The sequence below is a fragment of the Thioclava sp. L04-15 genome, assembly GCF_002020275.1.
Lineage (GTDB): Bacteria > Pseudomonadota > Alphaproteobacteria > Rhodobacterales > Rhodobacteraceae > Thioclava > Thioclava marina.
Genome location: NZ_MPZW01000002.1, coordinates 201,045 through 219,175, shown reverse-complemented (window position 1 = coordinate 219,175; position 18,131 = coordinate 201,045). Strand labels below are relative to the sequence as shown.

The following is an 18,131-nucleotide window of genomic DNA, read 5'->3' as shown; positions in this document are numbered from 1 at the left end:
GCTCCATCCGGCCCTTTCAATGGCCTGATCTGGCCGAAGATCAGCTACGCCTCGACCGGCTTGGCGCAACAGCGCCGCCATAACTTTCTTCCCCTGGGCTGCGCCCATTCCGCGCGGAACAAGAAAGTTCTGCCTTTGCTGTCCTGCCCCCGGCACGCCGGGGGTGCGCCGCCGGTCGTCTCCGGCCTGTCGATCGCCATCGGGCCGCAATGGTGCGGACCCGGAAACGGAAAACGGAGACTTAAAATGGCAACCATCGGCACCTTCAAGAAGACCGGCAACGAATTCACCGGCGAAATCGTCACCCTCAGCGTCCAGGTCCAGGGCGTGCGCATCGTTCCCGACACCCGCGCCACCGGCGAGAACGCCCCCAGCCACCGGGTCCTGGTCGGCCGCGCCGAGATCGGCGCCGCCTGGTCCAAGCGGTCCAATGAGGGCCGCGACTATCTGGGCCTCAAGCTCGACGATCCGAGCTTCACCGCCCCGATCTACGCCAACCTCTTCGACGACGAGGACGGCGAGAGCTACGCTCTGATCTGGTCCCGCCCCAACGGTCGCCGCGGCGAATAACGCTGTCGCGAGGCCCCGGTCGAAAGGCCGGGGCCGACCGCCAAGCCGGGCAACCGAATCAGTTCCCGAAATATGCGACGCCAAAGCGAAAACGCGATGTAAACACGTCAGAATTTTGGTGGTGAAATTCCGATAAGCGACTATAATAGTCGTAGTTCTGGCGTTTGCGCCGGGCCGGATGGGAGGTGATCTGCATGATCACCGCCCGACAATCACGGGCCGCGCGGGCGCTTCTTGGCTGGACACAGGAGCAGCTGGCGGATGAGGCCCGGGTATCTTTGACCGCGCTCAAGCGCCTCGAGTCCGAAAGCGGGCTCGAGGTCTATGAGACCACGCGCGATCAGGTCCGACGGGCTTTCGAGGCGAATGGCATTCTGCTCCTGAACTCCGACCAGGGGATAGGAGTGATGCATGTTCAGGCGAAGGCTGCCTCGAAGGCCTGACCTTTCCGGCAGGTTTTGCAGAGAGCCGAATTGCGCTATTGCCGTGCTCACAAAACTGTCAACTGGCTGTGCTAAGGATGTGCAGCAAATGCCGTGGGGATGCGCGTGACAATCAGCAGCTTGCAGGATGTGCCGCCGCAGGGGGATGTGGTGACGGAGTATGACCGTCGTCACATGACGCAGTATATGCGTTTGCTCGATGCTGCAGGCGAGGGTGCGAGCTGGCAGGAGGCGGCGCAGATCATCCTGGGTCTCGATGCGCAGAAAGAGCCGGAGCGGGTGCGCCTGGTCCATGACGCACATCTTGAACGCGCGCGTTGGTTGAGCTCGGAAGGGTATCGGCAGTTGGCGGCGGGGCGAACCGCCTGAGGAGGTGATGCGCCGCGCGCATCACCTGATGCCTTGCGGCGGGCTTCCCAAGTGATTGATCTCTTGGAATCCTTTCTTGTGATCAACCCAGGGGAGAGGCGATGCCATGCAACCTGATCGCTCGAATTGGCGTGACCAGGCCGCCTACGACTATCTCGATGATCTGGCTGCGCCGGACCTCGGCTGGGAATGTCTGCGCCGCAATCCCGAATATCAGCATGATTACGCAAAGCTCGCAGGAGAACCCCCGGAGAGGGTTGATCTGATGGATCAGGTCGGCCGTCGATGGGGGTTGTGCTTTCCCGATCCGGCCCGGGCTGCCCGCCTCCGTTGCGGAGGTGTTCTGGTGTCCGGCGGTCGATACAGGTGTCGTGGTGCTCGTTGCCGCCCCCGAGGCACTGGCCGAAGAGTCAGACGCCCCCGGTAGTGAAATAGTCGCCCCGACGGGCAGGGCGTCCCCCATTGGCAAGCACCTGCGCCACAGGCTGCCGGACGGGACATACCTGCATCTCGTCGCTCCCCTGAAAGACCGTGGTCGGCTTGTGGCCACCGTTCCTCTCGGCCTCGAGGGGCTCGACCGCATCGAAGCAATCCAGCGGCTCCTGGCGGATCAGCATCGACGTCGATCCATCCCCCGCGACACCCGCCTGACCGCGCAGCAGAAAGCGCGCCTGCGGCGTGTCCTTCAAGCCTCCGACGCAGCCTTCCATGGCGCGACCCAGAAGCAGATCGCCGAGGTCTTGTTCCGTACCGGTCACCTGGGCCGCGATGAATGGCAGGTGTCCTCGGCCCGTTTTGCCGTCTCCAGCCTCCTTCGCGAGGGACGTGACCTGATCGCAGGCGGCTATCGCAAGCTCCTGCGTCACCAGCGCCGCCTTTAGGTCGGCGATCCCGCGCCGCGGTGTGCGGATTTACCCCTGCCAACTCCCCACTGCATCTGACCGGACGCGCTTCGCCATCGTGACCGTCATCAGCCGCTGTTTCGCGGCACTGGTCACACACAGTAGGGAGACGCCCGATGTCCGCTATCTCAACCGAACTTCCCCCGCGCTATCTGCGCACCAAGGAAGCCGCCCAGTTCCTGAGCCTGTCGGCTCGGACGCTGGAGAAGCACCGGACCTATGGCACCGGTCCCGCCTACCACAAGCTGGGCGGACGCGTGGTCTATGCGATCGAGGACCTGCAGGCCTGGGTTGGACGCGGCGCTGTCACCTCGACCTCCGACCCGCGCGGACAGGTGCTGCCAGCGAAACGCCACACGCTCCCGAACCTCCAGCAGCCCGGCCGCTTCGTGCGCTGACGCAGCGGCAATGCCGTCATGACCGATGGACGCAAACCCCGCTCCGAGCGCGGACAGCTCGATCTGTTCCGCGCGCTGCCCGGTGACTTCGCCCCCAGAGATGCGCAGGACCTCATGGCCTATCCCTTCTTTTCCCTCGCCAAGTCTAAGCGTGTTGCGCCGATCGACTTTGCCGCTGGCAGCGTCAGCATTCGGGTCGAGGCCGTTCCCGATCACGGTATGGCCACAATCTGGGATGCCGACATCCTGATCTGGGCGGCGAGCCAGATCGTCGAGGCGCGTGACGCGGGGCTGCGCACCTCCCGGCTGATGGCCGCCACCCCTTACGAGATCCTCACCTATGTCGGTCGCGGAACCAGTGCGCGGGATTACCAGCGCCTGAAGGCGGCGTTGGATCGTCTGCAGTCGACGACAATCTCCACCTCGATCCGGCAGCCGGCTGAAGGACGCCGGCACCGCTTCTCCTGGATCAACGAATGGCAGGAGCGCAGCGACAGGGATGGGCGCCCGGACGGCATCGAGCTGATCGTGCCCGACTGGTTCTACCGGGCCGCGCTCGACAATGCACTCGTCCTCACCATTGATCGGGCGTATTTCGACCTGACCGGCGGGCTCGACCGTTGGCTCTATCGCCTGGTGCGCAAGCATGGTGGCAGGCAACGGGACGGTTGGCGTTTCGACTTCCATCATCTTCACCAGAAGTCCGGGGCGCTGTCCCCCTTCAAGCGCTTCGCCTTCGAGCTTCGCGACATCATCCAGCGGCAGCCGCTGCCGGGCTACACGCTCTTTCTCGAGACTGAAGTTGGTGGTCGCAAGCTGCTGGCTTTCGAGCCTACTCCGGGCTGTGGAAAACCTGTGAATGGGCTCGTGCTATCGGGAACCCGGGCTATCGTGCTATCGGGAACCGGAGGCTCGTGCTATCAGGAACCCAAACAGGGGGTAACGCACGGAAGCAAAAGCGGAAATCGCCCCCTTAACTTAGAGTCTAACAAAGAGTCTAACTTTGAAGAGCGCGCGCGTGATGTGGAAAACGTCATCCGTGCCACCGCAAAAAGCCTCAGCCTGGCCGGTAAGACGAAGGCAGCCGTCGCCCCATCGGTGCCGCGAACGGCTTCCGATCAGGGTGTCGCAGCAGCCTCCGATCATCCAGATACGCCCCGCCTTCCTCTCGAAGTGCCGGGAGGTGGCGCATGATCATCGCTCTGCTCAATCAGAAGGGTGGCGTCGGCAAGACGACGCTGGCGCTCCATATTGCTGGTGAATTGGCGATACAGGGCAAGCGTGTCACCCTGATCGATGCCGACCCGCAAGGCTCCGCCCTGGACTGGTCGCAGCAACGCGCCCGCGAAGGTCTGCCGCGGCTCTTCGGCACCCTCGGCCTGGCCCGTGACACCCTGCACCGCGAAGTCCCCGAACTTGCCCGCACAGTCGATCATGTCGTTATTGATGGCCCACCGCGTGTTGCCGGGCTCATGCGCTCAGCGCTTCTCACCGCCGATCTGGTGCTGATCCCGGTACAACCCTCGCCATTCGATGGCTGGGCCTCTGCCGAGATGCTGTCCCTCCTTGGGGAGGCCCGCATTTATCGGCCGGAACTTGTCGCCCGCTTCCTGCTCAACCGCTGCGGCGCGCGCACCGTCATCGCCCGGGACACCGCCGAGGCGCTGGCGGATCACAATCCTCCTGTGCTTGCCAGCACGATTGGTCAGCGCGTTGTCTTTGCAGATGCGGCGCAAACCGGTCGCCTCGCCAGTGACATCGACCGTCAATCGCCTGCTGCCCGAGAGATCGCGGCGCTGACGTCTGAGATCGGGCGCCTCGGTCTTGGGAAGGTGGCTGTATGACCGGGCGCAATGACAAGCGTGGTTTCGCCGCGCGGCCAGTCGATGCCGAGACCTGGATCAAGGCTGGCGAGGCGCCATCCGCACAGGGTCGCGCGGCGGCGATCTATACGGCCCGGCTCACCATCGACATCACCCCGGACCTGCGCGGTCGCATCAAGGTCGCAGCTTTCAGCCGAGGCGTCACTGTCGCTGACATGCTGCGCGAGTTGCTCGGGCGCGAATATCCGAAACCCGAAGGAGAACCTCAATGACCGGCTTTGTGATCTCCGGCGTGACCGGAGACGGATCGTTCGACGCCCGTTTCCGCGGCGAGCTGACGCGCGTGGAACTGACCTGGGTGGAGAAGCGGATCGAGTTCTGGATCAGGTTCGGCCAGGAGGCCGGAACGCAGATCCTCGACCGCAGCCGCCGCATCGTCTTCTTCCGTCCCGGCGCCGTGTTTGGCTTCGTCCGTTGGGCGGCGAATGACTACGGCACCGTTGTCTCGCGCATCGACATTGTTCGCGCGATCGCGGCTGGCAACTCCTACCAGACGCTGCCCTTCGTACGCCCCGGTGGCGAGATTTTATTGAAGATCGAAGGTTGGCCCAAGGTCGAAGAGGTTCTGCGTCATGTCGATGCGACCGAGGGTCTTGGCATCGACCCTGCCGAGGTCGATCCCGACCACTGGCGTCATGTCGGGCACTGGATGAAGGCGGGCGAAGCGCCGCGACCCTATACGGCGGAACGCCATGCCGCATGGCTCCGGCGTCGGGAGATCGGAAAATGACCCGTGCCCGCTACATCATGGCGACGGTCGCGGCGCTCACCACCGTCATCGCCGGCAGCATTCCGGCTGCGCCACGGCTGGTCTGGAACGCCTCGGCCAGCGTGCCGATTGGTTTCTACACCATCGCGCCGACGGATCGGCTCGCGGTGCCAGATCTGGTCGCGGTCATGCCACCCGAACCCTTTGCAGGCTTCATGGTCGCGCGCGGCTATGTCGGTCGCGATGTGCCGATCCTGAAACACGTCATCGGGCTGCCGGGACAACGGGTCTGCCGTGACGGCGCCGCGATCACCGTCGATGGCAGACACCTGGGGGAGGCGCGAGAGCGCGACAGCCAGGGCCGCGATCTTCCCGTCTGGCAAGGCTGCCGCACCATCGTAGAGGGCGAGGTCTTCCTGATGAACCCGGCGGTCTCTGACAGCTTCGATGGCCGCTACTTCGGTCCGTTCCCCACCTCGGCAGTGATCGGCCGGGCCAGTCCACTGTTCACCGACGAAGGTGGCGATGGCTGCCTCGTCTGGCGCGCGCCGGAGAGGTGACGGCGCGTTCATGGCGGGACGTGCCAGCGGCCCGCATCCCACTCACCGCATGAAGAAGGAACCTCCAATGCCACAGATCGGTCAATTCACACGCACCCCGTCCGGCTATTCCGGACAGCTTCGCACGCTCTCTCTGGACCTGGAACTGACCTTTGTTCCAACCGATAACGTCGATACCGAGAAAGCTCCCGCCTATCGTATCCACCTCGGTGACGAGGAGGGCCCGGAGGTTGGCGCGGGCTGGAAACACACAGGCGAAACCGCAGGGGCTTTCGTTTCGGTCCTGCTCAATGACCCGGTTTTCCGGCATCCGATCCGCGCCCGCCTGTTCCAGTCGGATGAGGAGGGCAGGGACTGGGGGCTGCACTGGACCCGCCCGAAGAAGCGCGACGAGCAGGACTGACGATGATCGCGTCCTGCACCCGTCCCGCCTCGGGGAGCGGTGGCATCTGCCACCGCATTCTCCTCCTTCTTCTTTCCGGCCTCCTCATCCCGGTCACCGCCACGCAGCCGCTTCTGGCGCAAACCGCTGTGTCCGAACACGCAATCGCCGTGCATCCCTACGCCGCCCAGGTCACCGAGGCATCGCAGCGCTTCGGCATACCGACGACCTGGATCATGGCCGTGATGCGGGCAGAGAGCGCGGGCGATCTGCGCGCGGTGTCTTCCGCGGGTGCGATGGGGCTGATGCAGGTCATGCCCGACACCTGGGCCGGGCTGCGCATCCGTCATGGACTTGGCCGAGACCCTTACGATCCGCGTGACAACATCCTCGCGGGCACGGCCTATCTGCGCGAGATGTGGGACCGCTATGGCAATGTCGTGGCGATGTTGGCGGCCTATAATGCCGGTCCGGCTCGCTACGAAGACTACCGACTGGCGGATCGTCCGTTGCCGGCCGAGACGCGCGCCTATGTCGCTGCGCTTGCGCCCGTGTTGCTTGGCGAGCGGCCATCGGGCACCGCTATCACTGCAGCCCGGCAACTCGATTGGCGTGAGGCGGCGCTCTTCATCAGCCGCGAAGACGGCGCGTCTGCGACCGATCCTGTATTGCCTGACCGAACGGTCGGCGGCGCTGCTTCACCCGTCCCGGCGGCGCCGCAGGCGGGCCTCACCCCGCAGCCTGAGGGCCTCTTTGTCCGGCGGGAGACTGGTGAGGTCCAGCCATGACCCGGGAGATCGCACTTCGCGCTCCATCGTACTCTGGCGTGTCTTGGAGGGCGCAAGGAGTGGTGGCGGGCACCACGACCGAAGGATGGCAGGATAAAAGGGCGCACGGTGCGCGGCGGTTGGGCGGTTGTTTTTGTTCATGTTTTTGCTGCGTTCCGCACCGTATGGCGCGTGCGCGCAGCGTGCGAAATGTGCCTAACACTCTGATCTTTTGCGTTGTTTCGCACTGTGCGGGGATTTCCCATGCCCGATGATCGCGAGTTCCGCATCCGCCCGGGGCGTATCCGCTCCACCCGTGCGCAGCAGGCCCGGCCCTTCATCGCACAGGCTCTGGCTGCCGCGAAAAAGGCCGGGGGTGGTGTCTCGCGGGCCGGGCGCGTCACCCCGGGCAATCGGTCCCGCTTCGGGCGCGGTCAACGCGCCAGTATTCAGGCCAACCGCCTCATTACCGCCCGCACGCGCGGCGCGGTGGTCAAGGCGCGTGTAGTGCGGCACAGCGGGACGTCCGCGCCTCTCGGAGCCCACCTCGATTACCTCCACCGGGACGGTGTGACCCGGGACGGGGAGAAGGCCAGGCTCTTCGGGCCGGGAACGGAGGATGCCGATGGCCGGGCCTTTGCCGGGCGGTGTCGCGATGACCGTCATCATTTCCGCTTCATCGTCTCACCCGACGACGCGCCCGACATGTCTGACCTGCAATCCTTCACCCGCGATCTCGTCGGGCGGATGGAGCAGGATCTCGGCACGGCGCTTGATTGGGTCGGTGTCGATCACTGGAACACCGCCCACCCCCATGTCCATCTGATCGTTCGGGGTGTGCGCGACGACGGCCAGGATCTCGTGATCTCGCGGGACTACATCAAGGAGGGCATACGGGACAGGGCACGGGATCTCATCACCCAGGAACTGGGCCCGCGCAGTGATCTCGATATCCGCCGGACACTTGAACGTCAGATCGGGGCCGAGCGCTGGACGCAGCTCGACCGTCAGTTGCTGCGGGACGCGGGGCGTTCGCGCATCCTCGACATGGCGCCGGATGCGGATCGGCAGCCGGATGCGTTTCACGCGCTGAAGGTCGGGCGGTTGCGCCGGCTGGAAGTCCTCGGCGTTGCTGACCAGATCGGACAGGCGCAATGGCACATCAGGGACGATGCCGAAGCGGTCCTGCGGGAGATGGGGGGGCGTGGCGACATCATCAAGCGGATGCATCGGGCGCTTACGGATCGGGGGATCGAGCGCGGGTCCTCGAGTTACGTCCTTGCCGCGGAGAGCCTCGATGTTCCCGTCATCGGTCGTCTGGTCCAGCGCGGTCTGGATGACGAACTGAAGGGGACAGCCTATGCCGTCGTCGATGGCGTCGATGGCCGGAGCCACCATATCCGATTGCCTCATCTCGACGCCGCCGGCGACGGCGCCGCCGGCTCGATCGTGGAGCTCCGCACCTATGACGATGCGCGCGGCCAGCGTCGCGTTGCGCTGGCGGTCCGGTCCGACCCGGACCTTGCTGCGCAGATTACCGCGTCCGGGGCCACCTGGCTCGACCGGCAGGCAATCGCGCGGGACCCGCTCGCCCTGTCGGACCATGGCTTCGGTGCCGAGGTCCGGCAGGCCCTGGACGCGCGCGCCGATCATCTGACCTCGGTGGGGCTGGCCGAGCAGAGGGGCGGCAGAGTGGTCTTTGCCCGGCGCCTGCTTGGAACCTTGCGCGACCGGGAGCTGCAGGCGGTTGGCCAGCGGCTCTCAGGGGAAACCGGGTTGCCGTTCAGCAAGACGGGGGCGGGCGACTACGTCAGCGGCCTCTATCGCCAGCGTCTCGCGCTGGCCTCGGGTCGCTTTGCGATGATCGAGGGCTATGGAGCTGACGGCGCGCTCGGCTTCCAGCTGGTGCCCTGGTCCCCCTCCCTCGAAAAGCATCTCGGCCGGGATGTCACCGGCGTCGCACGCGGGGACGGCGGGGTCGATTGGGACTTCGGCCGCAAGCGCGGCCTCGGCCTCTGATCAAACACCGGAAAGGAGCGACAGTCATGTCCGCGACCAAGATCCTCTGGGGGCAGATCTCCATCGTCTTCCTCATCATTCTGGCCACCACCTGGGGAGCGACGCAATACGTGGCCGCGAGCCTTGGCTATCAGGCACAGCTGGGCCCGCCCTGGTTCGTGCTGTTCGGGACGCCCGTCTACTATCCACCGGCCATCTTCTGGTGGTGGTATTTCTACGAGGCCTACGCGCCACCGGTCTTTGCGACGGGTGGGATCATCGCTGCCTCGGGGGGCTTCATCGCGATCGGCGTAGCCATCGCCATGTCGGTCTGGCGCGCCCGCGAGGCCCGCAACGTCGCGACCTATGGATCTGCCCGATGGGCCGAGAAGGGCGAGGTGAAGGCGGCTGGATTGCTTGACCCGGATGGAGTGGTCCTCGGTCGCTATGAGCGGGAATATCTGCGCCACGATGGGCCGGAGCATGTGCTCTGCTTCGCCCCGACGCGATCCGGCAAGGGGGTAGGGCTCGTCGTACCCTCGCTTCTCACCTGGCCCGGCTCGGCCATCGTTCATGACATCAAGGGCGAGAACTGGCAGCTGACCGCCGGGTTCCGCGCCCGGCACGGTCGGGTCCTGCTGTTCGATCCGACCAATCCGAACTCCTCGGCCTACAACCCCTTGCTCGAAGTACGCCGCGGGGAGTGGGAGGTTCGCGATGTCCAGAACATCGCCGACATCCTTGTCGACCCCGAGGGAAGTCTGGAGCGGCGGAACCACTGGGAGAAGACCAGCCACAGCTTGCTCGTCGGTGCGATCCTGCACGTCCTCTATGCCGAGAAGGACAAGACGCTGGCCGGTGTCGCCAACTTCCTGTCCGACCCGCGGCGTCCTGTAGAGTCGACGCTCCGGGCGATGATGCGGACGTCGCATCTGGGCGAGACGGGGCCGCATCCCGTGGTCGCCAGTGCCGCCCGCGAGTTGCTCAACAAGTCTGAGAATGAACGCTCCGGTGTGCTTTCGACGGCAATGTCTTTCCTTGGCCTCTATCGCGACCCTGTCGTCGCTCAGGTCACGCGCCGCTGCGACTGGCGGATCGGTGACATTGTCGGGGGAGTGCGCCCCGTCACGCTGTATCTCGTGGTGCCGCCTTCGGACATCAATCGCACCAAACCGCTCATCCGACTGATCCTCAACCAGGTCGGCCGACGCCTGACCGAAGACCTGCAGGGCAAGGATGACCGGCATCGGCTGCTTTTGATGCTCGATGAGTTCCCGGCGCTCGGCCGGTTGGATTTCTTCGAGAGTGCGCTGGCCTTCATGGCGGGCTACGGCCTGAAGAGCTTCCTCATCGCCCAGTCGCTGAACCAGATCGAGAAGGCCTACGGTCCGAACAACTCGATCCTCGACAACTGCCATGTCCGGGTGAGCTTCGCGACCAATGATGAGCGCACGGCCAAGCGCGTCTCTGATGCCCTCGGCACCGCCACCGAGATGAAGGCGATGAAGAACTATGCCGGCCACCGTCTGGCGCCCTGGCTCAGCCATCTCATGGTGTCCCGATCGGAGACCGCGCGGGCGTTGCTCACGCCCGGCGAAATCATGCAGCTGCCGCCATCTGACGAGATCGTCATGGTGGCCGGCACACCACCGATCCGGGCGACAAAAGCACGGTATTACGAAGATGCGCGGTTCACCGAGCGGGTCTTGCCGCCACCCGACTTGGTTGAGGTGAACGCCTCGGGGGAGGATGACTGGAGCAGTCTGGCAGTCCCAAAGCAGGACGACGAGATGGAGCCAATCTCCGAGGCGGGATCGGAGGATGAGGACCCGACAGCGTCGGAACGCCGTCTTCAGCCGGAGCTGGCGCAGCGTCAGCCGATCGACAGGCAGTCCCCCATTGAGAACGAGTTTGAATTCGACCCGCCCGAGGATGAGGACGATGGCGCCATCCGCAATCGGCGCATCCTGCAGCAGATGCGCGGTGTCGCGCGCCAGGTCTCCCTCAATCCCGATGATGGCATGGAGCTTTGATTATGACCACCAGCCGCAAGAAGACGAAGATCTCGGTCTACCTCGATCCTGAGGTCATGCAGATGCTGGCAGACTTCGCCGCCCGTCGCGACAGATCCCAATCGATGGTGGCCGAGGCTGCGATCGCATCCTTCCTCTCCCCGGATGACGCAGAGCGCCGCGAGGCGGTTTTGGCCCGGCGCCTGGATCAGATCGACAGGCGGATCACCCGGCTGGAACGCGATGTCGGGATCTCCGTCGAAAGCCTGGCCGTGTTTATTCGTTTCTGGCTTGCGACAACACCGGCTCTGCCGGAACCCGCAGCCAAGGCGGCGCGGGCCAAGGCTGGGGAGCGCTACGAGGCATTCATCTTGGCTCTCGGTCGGCGCCTCGCGCAGGGGCCGAAACTGCGGCAGGAGGTGTCGGAGGATGTGGAGGATGTTTAGGGATAGCCAACGAGGTAGTATTTCTTGTGGTGTTTCGCTAGTGTAAGGGCATGCAATTTTTGTTCCGCACTGTTCTCGGAAATTTCTCGTAACTCTATCTGGTCAGAATTGAGCCGAAAATCCTATGAGAAAGGAGGCAACGACGGACGGCAGCGCAAAAGTCGCACTTTAGTCTGCTGAATGGAAGTCCGGTCGATCATGCACTCCAGAATACCGAATCTGCCAGCCTTCGCGGGCTTCATCAGTGATCTTCTCGAACATCATGCCCGGAACCCGAAACCCATGACCTTCGTGTAAGCTGGTAAGGGCAATGGACATATCGAGAGGCCAATCAACATCGCTCGTCTTCAAGGACGAGAGCATGGCCGCTGCAGCATCCGGTATGAACGGCGCAGAGAGTACCGCGTAGACCCGGATGATGTTCAAAGCCAAACGGGTAATAGCCGCTGCTTGTGCGGGGTCCTCCTTGAAGACAGACCATGGAGCCGCGGTTTGCAGATACTCGTTTCCAATAGCCCAGATTGAGCGCAGCTCGCTTGCGGCCTTGCGCACTTCCATTGCATCCATATGACTTTCATACGCTCGGGTGCGCTTCTCGAGCTCCGTGATCAGGGCGATCTCGGGTGCCCCATATGTACCGCCTGCTGGGATTTCTTCGCCAAATTTCGAACGACAGAACTTGGTCACCCGAGAGACAAAATTGCCCAGTACGTCGGCGAGATCCTTGTTGATCGAGGTCTGAAAGTTCTCCCAGGTGAATTCGCTGTCTGCATTTTCAGGAGCGTGAGACAATAGCCACCAGCGCCAATAGTCTGGCGGCAAAATCGCAAGCGCTTGATCCATGAAAATGCCACGACCCTGAGAGGTCGAGAACTGGCCACCATCATAGTTCAGATAATTGAACGATTTGATGTAGGCTCCAGACCCATTGATTTCAGGTTTCGGGCGTGATTCAGGCTCCGCAAGGAGACTGACCAATGAGCAATCTTTACTGGCTGTCCGACGCCCAGATGGAGCGCCTCAAGCCTTTCTTTCCCAAGAGCCATGGCAAGCCCCGCGTCGATGACCGCCGCGTCCTGAGCGGCATAATCTTCATCAATCGCAATGGCTTGCGCTGGTGCGATGCGCCGAAGGAATACGGCCCGCCGAAGACCCTCTACAACCGGTGGAAGCGCTGGAGCGATAACGGGGTCTTCGCCAGGATCATGGTGGGCCTGGCCGCCGAGCGCGCCGAACACAAGACTATCATGATCGATGCAACCTACCTCAAGGCGCACCGCACGGCGTCGAGCCTGCGGGTCAAAAAGGGGGGCGTGCCCGCCAGATCGGGCGAACCAAAGGCGGCATGAACACCAAACTGCACGCTGTTTCGGACGCCAAGGGGCGGCCGATCGGGTTCTTCATGTCGGCGGGCCAGGTCAGCGATTACACCGGCGCGGCGGCGCTACTGGGCAGCCTGCCAAAGGCGGGGTGGCTGCTGGCCGATAGAGGCGTAAGCGCGACGTTGTGGCCCTATGCGGCGAGGCTTGACTGCTGATTGAATCGCCACGGCATGAGGTCTTCGATACCGTTTTGCGGGTGACCGTCGAGGATGGCGTGCAGGGTTGCTGCGATGTAGTCGACCGGATTCACGTCGGACATCTTGCAGGTAGCGACCAGCGAGGCGAGCATGGCCCAGTTCTCGGCGCCGACTTCATTCCCTGCAAATAGAGCATTCTTTCTTGTCAGGGCGATCGGTCGGATCTGGTTCTCGACCGGGTTGGTGTCGGGCTCCAGCATGCCGTCCCCGAGGAAGCGGATCAGTCCGGGCCAGTGCGCCAAGGTGTAGCGGATGTCTTCGGCGAGCTGGGATTTCTGCGGTATGCGCGAGAGCTGGGCTTCCAGCCAGGGTTTCAGCGCCGCGATGATCGGGGCCGAATGCTCACGCCGTGCAGCAAGGCGCATAGTGGCCTCCTTGCCCCGCACGGACTTCTCGATCTGATAAATAAGCGCGATCTGGCGCAGCATTTCCTCGGCGATGGGCGAGCCGTCACTCTCGAAGCGTTTCACGAAGCGGCGGCGGACATGGGTCCAGCAATAGACCAGTTGCCACGGGCCATTGTCGCGCGCGATTTCCGTCATCGCGTTGTAGGACTGGTAGGCGTCGCACTGCAGGAAGCGGCCGCGGTATCCGGCGAGGAATTTCAGCGGATGCGCCTTGCCCCGGCCAGGGGCGTAGTGGAACAGCACGATGGGTGGGCCGGCCCCGCCATGACCACGGTCATCAGTGACGACGGCCCAGAAGAAGCCGCTCTTGGTGCGTTTCAGGCCCGGTTCCAACACTGGCGCGCGAGTTTCGTCCACGAAGATACGGTCTGCACCGCGCAGATGCGTGCGCATGTGGTTGATGACGGGCATCAGGTGGAAACAGGCGCGGCCGACCCAGTTGCCGAGCGTGCCGCGGTCCAGATCGATCCCTTGCCGCTTGAAGATCTCGGCCTGCCGATAAAACGGCAGGTGGTCACCGAACTTCGAGACGATAATCCAGGCGATGAAGAGTTCCGTGGGCAGACCGCCAGGCACCACATGTTCAGGCGCATGCGCTTGCGCCACGGCCTGCGAACAGCGGCGGCAGGCGTATTTGGGCCGCCGCGTGACCAGCACCCGGAACTGCGCGGGGATCACGTCCAGCCGTTCGGAGACGTCTTCCCCGATATTGGCCATCTCACCGCAACCACAGGGGCAGAGCGTGCTGGCAGGCTCGATCACGCGCTCGACCCGGGGCAGATGGGGCGGTAGATGCCCACGGTTGCGCTTGGGCTTGCGCGATGTTTCCCCGCGCGCCCGCTGCATCGCCGCTTCGGCCTTTTCCTGTGCCGCCTCGAGCACGCCTTGGGCAAATTCGGCATCTTCCAGGGGCAGGTTGAACTGCTCGGGCGAGAGCTTTTCGGAGCGCTTGCCGAATTTCTCGCGCTGCGCCGCGTGCAGGATATCCTGCAGCCGCCGGTTGGCCTCTTGCGTCTCGGCCAGCGTCGCCTCCACCTCAGCGAGGCGGGCCTTCAGCAGGGCATTTTCACGCGCAAGATCAGCTGCTTCCATGCCAGGAAGTGAATCACAGGATGCCCTTACAGGCCAGCAAAAACAGGTATTTCGGCGCCGTCTACCTGTCACCCCGCCGTCAGCGGGCGTCGTGCCCGTTCGGGTCGGACCATCCGCCAATCCACGCCCTCAAAAAGCGCTGCAAACTGCGCGCTGGACATGCGCATGACCCCGTCGCGCACCTGTGGCCAGACGAATTTGCCGCCTTCCAGCCGCTTGTGAACCAGCACCATGCCGGTCTGATCCCAGAGCAGCAGCTTGATCCTGTCCGCCCGCTTTGCGCGGAACACGAAAGCCGCCCCGCAGAACGGGTCCATCCCGAACATCTCCTGCACCGCCAGTGCCAAGCCATCGATACCCTTGCGGAAGTCTACCGGCCGGGTCGCCACGAAGACCTTCACCGAACCGCCATGGCCGAACATCACGATGCCGCAGCCCGTGCCGCCCGGATTGCCCGGGTCAGCTGCCCCTCATCGGCACCAGAACCCGCCCGGATCACGACATCACCGACAAGGATCTCGAGATCGCAACTTGTGACAACCGCCGACGCCGCAGCCGCCCTGTCATCGACCACCAGTTCCGCGAAGAACGGCAAAGCCGCCAAGTTCTCGGGCAACATCAGGTTGCCTTTGCGTATCTGCTTGCGCCAATCGTAGATTTGCCAGCGGGTCGTGCCGTGCTTGCGCGCAACTTCGGTGACCGTCACCCCGGGCATCATGCTTTCTGCCGCGATACGCGCCCGCTCTGCCTTCGTGCGCCGACGACGACCGCTCGGCCCCTCGATCACCTCCAGCCGGGAAACCCCAACCCCCATAGAGCCGCCCAATTGGACGCCCATTTTGCCGTCTACTTCCAAAATCCAAACCCTCCGTCACGCCCATGCGCGCAGAATGGCCGGATCAAGTCGCAAATGGCAGGAGGGGGTCGGCGTAGCACTTACCTTTTTTGCATTCGAGGTGGGAAAGGGATAGAGCGAGAAAAGTCTTCATTGTCGGTCAACCGAGAAGACAAAAACCCTCTCGAGACCTGCGCGACACAAGCTGTGTCGCTAGGCGTTTGGCTTCGTCCTATATTGGCAGGCCAGAACCTTCACGATAGCCAACCACGCCGTTCAATATCTCGCGCAAGAGCTGCACCGATGTGGACTGAGCTGACCGAACCGGGTACGGTGTCTGTCGCTCGAAAACAGGAAATACCCGACTGAGAAAGCTCTTGAAGGTCCGTCGCATTGGCGATGCAATGCGTGGCCAATGCATCGACCTTCGCAGCGCCTGCCTCGTGCAATAGTTTCGCGGCAGCCTTCAAGGTTCCACCACTCGATACAAGATCATCCACGAGCACCACCGGGCGTCCCGATACTCGCTCAATACCCTCGATGGCCAGTTTCAGGTGCCGGTCTCCTAGCCGTTGCTTTCGGCCAATAAGGAATTCCAACCCGTGGGGGTGCGCGATCGCCTCCACCCATTGCTGGGATTCCTCATCCGGTCCGACGAGGAGCAAATCCCTGTCGTCGCCAAGTGCCGTTGAAAGCACCGGCGCCGCTGAAATGGAGGCAGTTTCGATGGATGGCATGAGCACCGACAGCGAACGGGTTCGGTGCAAGTGTGGATCGACAGTGATGAGGGCATCGCAATGTTGTGCCAGCAAACCGGTGACGACTTTCTGGCTGATGGCTTCGCCCCGTCGGAACGCGATATCCTGCCGCATATAGGCCAGATAAGGAATGACGAACACCAGTCTGGAAACGCCTTGGCCCCGTAACGCCGATGCGGCCAATAGCACTTCGATGATTTTCTCATTCGGGTGGTCAAGCGAACGATACAGGATTGCGGTGGTGGGCGCGGCAGGTACCCGAACAAGGCTTTCTCCATCAGGGAAAGAGCGCAACTCGACGTCGTGGTAGGCGACCCCGAGTTCCTGAGCGAGACGAACTGCCTGCACCGTACATTCAGGAAAACCGAATACAGCGCAACTCATGATGAAATCTCATATGCCGGATGTTCCTCGGCAAGTTTCCTGGCGAAGGCCAGTCCGGCCTCTGAGTTGGCGTAAATACGGTAGAGTACATCGCCAGCGCGTAGTTGCGCGCCCACCTTGCGAAGCAGATCAATGCCTGCCCCTTCATCAATGGGAGCCCCCGCCAGTCGCGCGATCCGAGCGATACGTTGGCAATCAATCTGGACAACCGACCCGGACTTCGAGGAGGTCACCTCAAACTGGTGAATGCCGAGCCGCGGCGGCTCTTCTCGGCGGCCCTGCGCTTTGATCAGCCGCTCCATTGCCGCCAATGCGGCGCCGGAGGAAAGCAGTTCGGCGGCTTTGGCAAATCCTTTTCCCCCTTCAAGGGACGGATCGAACTCGAGCATGCGCCCTGCAAGCATGACAGCTCGATCCCGCAAATCCGCCGGTGCGTCATCATCATTGCGCAGCACCGCCATGGCGTCTCGGGCTTCCAGAACAGGCCCCACTCCGCGCCCTACGGGTTGCGAGCCGTCCGTCAGCATCACGTCGATCTCCAATCCTAGGTGGCGAGCGACATATTCGAAGAGTTTGCGCAATCGTATGGCATCTCTTTGGGAGCGCACTTTTGCTGTCGGGCCGACCGGAATATCGACCAACAGATGTGTAGAACCAGCCGCAACCTTTTTCGATAGAATTGATGCGACCATCTGCTCGAACGTGTCGAGCCGCAGCGGTCGCTCCACGGAAATCAGTACATCGTCAGCCGGAGAAAGATTCACTCGTCCGCCCCATGCAAGGAAGGCGTTTTCCTGGGCAACGATCTCTTTCATCTGCTCTTGCGTAAGGTCGACGTTGGCAAGCACACCCATCGTATCCGCTGTGCCGGCAGGCGATGTAATGGCACGCGACGAGGTCTTGGGACAGATCAAGCCGTGCGCTGCCATGATCGGAACGACGATCATGGACGTCCGATTGCCCGGAATGCCACCAATGCAGTGCTTGTCCACGACCAAAGGTGTCTTCCAGTCTAAACGATTTCCAACATTGATCATCGCGCGCGTCAGCGAGAGAGTTTCCTGTGTGCTCATGAAACCAGCACAGGCCACTAGGAAGGCCGCAATCTCCATTGGAGAGTAGATGTAGCTCGCCAGGTCACGCACAATTGCTGCGATCTCGCTTTCGTCTAACGTCTCGCCTTCGATCTTGCGTTTGATGAATTCGAGGCTCGCCGGAGGGGGAGCCTGCTCAATCGAAACCTCGCTGCCCTCGTCGCAGCCAAGGCGACGAAAAGATTGCTCACCAAGTCCTATTTCATCGGGCCCGACGATTGTCTCGTCGTCTACCAGCGCCAAGGTGGCAAGAATTTCGGCGTCATCGGTCCAGACGCGGAGTTTGCGCAGCGCGCGGTACTGCTCGGTCGAGTAGCCATTGCCGTGCCGAAAAAGCAGAGCGGTATTCTCGGGATGGGTGTCGATTGGTATGCGGCGCACCTTCAGCAATTCTACGTCCCTTTGTCTTCCGTCTTTTCAAACCGACATCACGCCGGTGCTGGGCCTGAACGGTCAGATATACGATCGTCCGGACACCATAACGGCTACTTTTGAAGCCAGATTGGCCAGCAAAGTCATGATCCTGCATTCCCCAAGTGGCGT

The 18,131-nt window shown here is 62.9% G+C and carries 20 protein-coding genes and 2 pseudogenes; 16 read left to right on the top strand and 6 right to left on the bottom strand.

Features of this window, described 5'->3' with window-relative positions; genetic code table 11:
• The first annotated feature begins 246 nt into the window (after positions 1-246).
• The 15 genes from BMI90_RS07220 to BMI90_RS07150 all read left to right on the top strand — a co-directional run bounded on the left by BMI90_RS07220 (position 247) and on the right by BMI90_RS07150 (position 11,439).
• A complete protein-coding gene (locus BMI90_RS07220; protein WP_078527672.1) occupies positions 247-570 on the top strand; it encodes a DUF736 domain-containing protein in 324 nt (107 codons plus the stop codon).
• A 194-nt stretch (positions 571-764) separates the two neighbouring features.
• A complete protein-coding gene (locus tag BMI90_RS07215) occupies positions 765-1,013 on the top strand; it encodes a helix-turn-helix transcriptional regulator (protein ID WP_009573769.1) in 249 nt (82 codons plus the stop codon).
• A 99-nt stretch (positions 1,014-1,112) separates the two neighbouring features.
• The gene (locus tag BMI90_RS07210; RefSeq protein ID WP_078527670.1) at positions 1,113-1,382 is read left to right on the top strand and encodes a DUF2285 domain-containing protein; all 270 of its coding nucleotides are present in this window, start codon (positions 1,113-1,115) and stop codon (positions 1,380-1,382) included.
• Positions 1,383-1,720: 338 nt separating this feature from the next.
• A complete protein-coding gene (locus BMI90_RS19125) occupies positions 1,721-2,263 on the top strand; it encodes a DUF2285 domain-containing protein (protein WP_348638924.1) in 543 nt (180 codons plus the stop codon).
• A 137-nt stretch (positions 2,264-2,400) separates the two neighbouring features.
• Entirely contained in the window at positions 2,401-2,682 is a 282-nt protein-coding gene (locus BMI90_RS07200; RefSeq protein ID WP_078527668.1) for a helix-turn-helix domain-containing protein, read from the top strand.
• An 18-nt stretch (positions 2,683-2,700) separates the two neighbouring features.
• Positions 2,701-3,876 (top strand): replication initiator protein A, encoded by a 1,176-nt coding sequence (locus BMI90_RS07195; protein WP_078527666.1) that lies wholly within the window; start codon positions 2,701-2,703, stop codon positions 3,874-3,876.
• Positions 3,873-4,526 (top strand): ParA family partition ATPase, encoded by a 654-nt coding sequence (gene parA, locus BMI90_RS07190; protein WP_078527664.1) that lies wholly within the window; start codon positions 3,873-3,875, stop codon positions 4,524-4,526. The genes BMI90_RS07195 and parA overlap by 4 nt, the downstream gene beginning before the upstream one ends.
• A complete protein-coding gene (locus BMI90_RS07185; protein ID WP_078527662.1) occupies positions 4,523-4,777 on the top strand; it encodes a hypothetical protein in 255 nt (84 codons plus the stop codon). The genes parA and BMI90_RS07185 overlap by 4 nt, the downstream gene beginning before the upstream one ends.
• Positions 4,774-5,295, top strand: coding sequence for a DUF2840 domain-containing protein (locus BMI90_RS07180; protein WP_146671238.1), 522 nt, complete (start codon positions 4,774-4,776; stop codon positions 5,293-5,295). The genes BMI90_RS07185 and BMI90_RS07180 overlap by 4 nt, the downstream gene beginning before the upstream one ends.
• A complete protein-coding gene (locus BMI90_RS07175) occupies positions 5,292-5,834 on the top strand; it encodes a S26 family signal peptidase (RefSeq protein WP_078527660.1) in 543 nt (180 codons plus the stop codon). Before BMI90_RS07180 ends, BMI90_RS07175 begins: the two co-directional genes overlap by 4 nt.
• Before the next feature lie 67 nt (positions 5,835-5,901).
• The gene (locus BMI90_RS07170) at positions 5,902-6,237 is read left to right on the top strand and encodes a DUF736 domain-containing protein (protein WP_078527658.1); all 336 of its coding nucleotides are present in this window, start codon (positions 5,902-5,904) and stop codon (positions 6,235-6,237) included.
• A 2-nt stretch (positions 6,238-6,239) separates the two neighbouring features.
• Positions 6,240-7,004, top strand: a complete 765-nt coding sequence (locus tag BMI90_RS07165) for a lytic transglycosylase domain-containing protein (protein ID WP_078527656.1) — start codon at positions 6,240-6,242, stop codon at positions 7,002-7,004.
• A 243-nt stretch (positions 7,005-7,247) separates the two neighbouring features.
• Complete coding sequence (locus tag BMI90_RS07160) at positions 7,248-9,002, top strand: VirD2 family relaxase/mobilization nuclease (protein WP_078527654.1); 1,755 nt, start codon at positions 7,248-7,250, stop codon at positions 9,000-9,002.
• Between the two features lie 26 nt (positions 9,003-9,028).
• Positions 9,029-11,014, top strand: a complete 1,986-nt coding sequence (locus BMI90_RS07155; RefSeq protein ID WP_078527652.1) for a conjugal transfer protein TraG — start codon at positions 9,029-9,031, stop codon at positions 11,012-11,014.
• A 2-nt stretch (positions 11,015-11,016) separates the two neighbouring features.
• Positions 11,017-11,439, top strand: coding sequence for a CopG family transcriptional regulator (locus BMI90_RS07150; protein WP_078527650.1), 423 nt, complete (start codon positions 11,017-11,019; stop codon positions 11,437-11,439).
• Positions 11,440-11,607: 168 nt separating this feature from the next.
• On the opposite strand, the pseudogene BMI90_RS07145 reads toward BMI90_RS07150, so the two are convergent.
• A pseudogene (locus tag BMI90_RS07145) lies at positions 11,608-12,354 on the bottom strand (class I tRNA ligase family protein); the annotation flags it as partial.
• A gap of 62 nt (positions 12,355-12,416) precedes the next feature.
• On the opposite strand from BMI90_RS07145, the pseudogene BMI90_RS07140 reads away from it, so the two are divergent.
• A pseudogene (locus BMI90_RS07140) lies at positions 12,417-12,931 on the top strand (IS5 family transposase); the annotation flags it as partial.
• A gap of 20 nt (positions 12,932-12,951) precedes the next feature.
• On the opposite strand, the gene BMI90_RS07135 reads toward BMI90_RS07140, so the two are convergent.
• From BMI90_RS07135 to BMI90_RS07115, 5 genes are all read right to left on the bottom strand, one after another.
• On the bottom strand, positions 12,952-14,517 hold the full coding sequence (locus tag BMI90_RS07135) for an IS66 family transposase (RefSeq protein WP_078527646.1): 1,566 nt from the start codon (positions 14,515-14,517) through the stop codon (positions 12,952-12,954).
• Between the two features lie 68 nt (positions 14,518-14,585).
• Positions 14,586-14,939, bottom strand: coding sequence for an IS66 family insertion sequence element accessory protein TnpB (gene tnpB, locus BMI90_RS07130; RefSeq protein WP_078527643.1), 354 nt, complete (start codon positions 14,937-14,939; stop codon positions 14,586-14,588).
• Positions 14,939-15,355: a transposase gene (locus BMI90_RS07125; RefSeq protein WP_246831505.1), complete on the bottom strand. Its 417-nt coding sequence runs from the start codon at positions 15,353-15,355 to the stop codon at positions 14,939-14,941. Before BMI90_RS07125 ends, tnpB begins: the two co-directional genes overlap by 1 nt.
• A 251-nt stretch (positions 15,356-15,606) precedes the next feature.
• Positions 15,607-16,494 (bottom strand): ribose-phosphate diphosphokinase, encoded by an 888-nt coding sequence (gene prs / locus BMI90_RS07120; protein WP_078527641.1) that lies wholly within the window; start codon positions 16,492-16,494, stop codon positions 15,607-15,609.
• A complete protein-coding gene (locus BMI90_RS07115; protein WP_246831518.1) occupies positions 16,491-17,969 on the bottom strand; it encodes a thymidine phosphorylase family protein in 1,479 nt (492 codons plus the stop codon). The genes prs and BMI90_RS07115 overlap by 4 nt, the downstream gene beginning before the upstream one ends.
• Between the last annotated feature and the right edge of the window lie 162 nt (positions 17,970-18,131).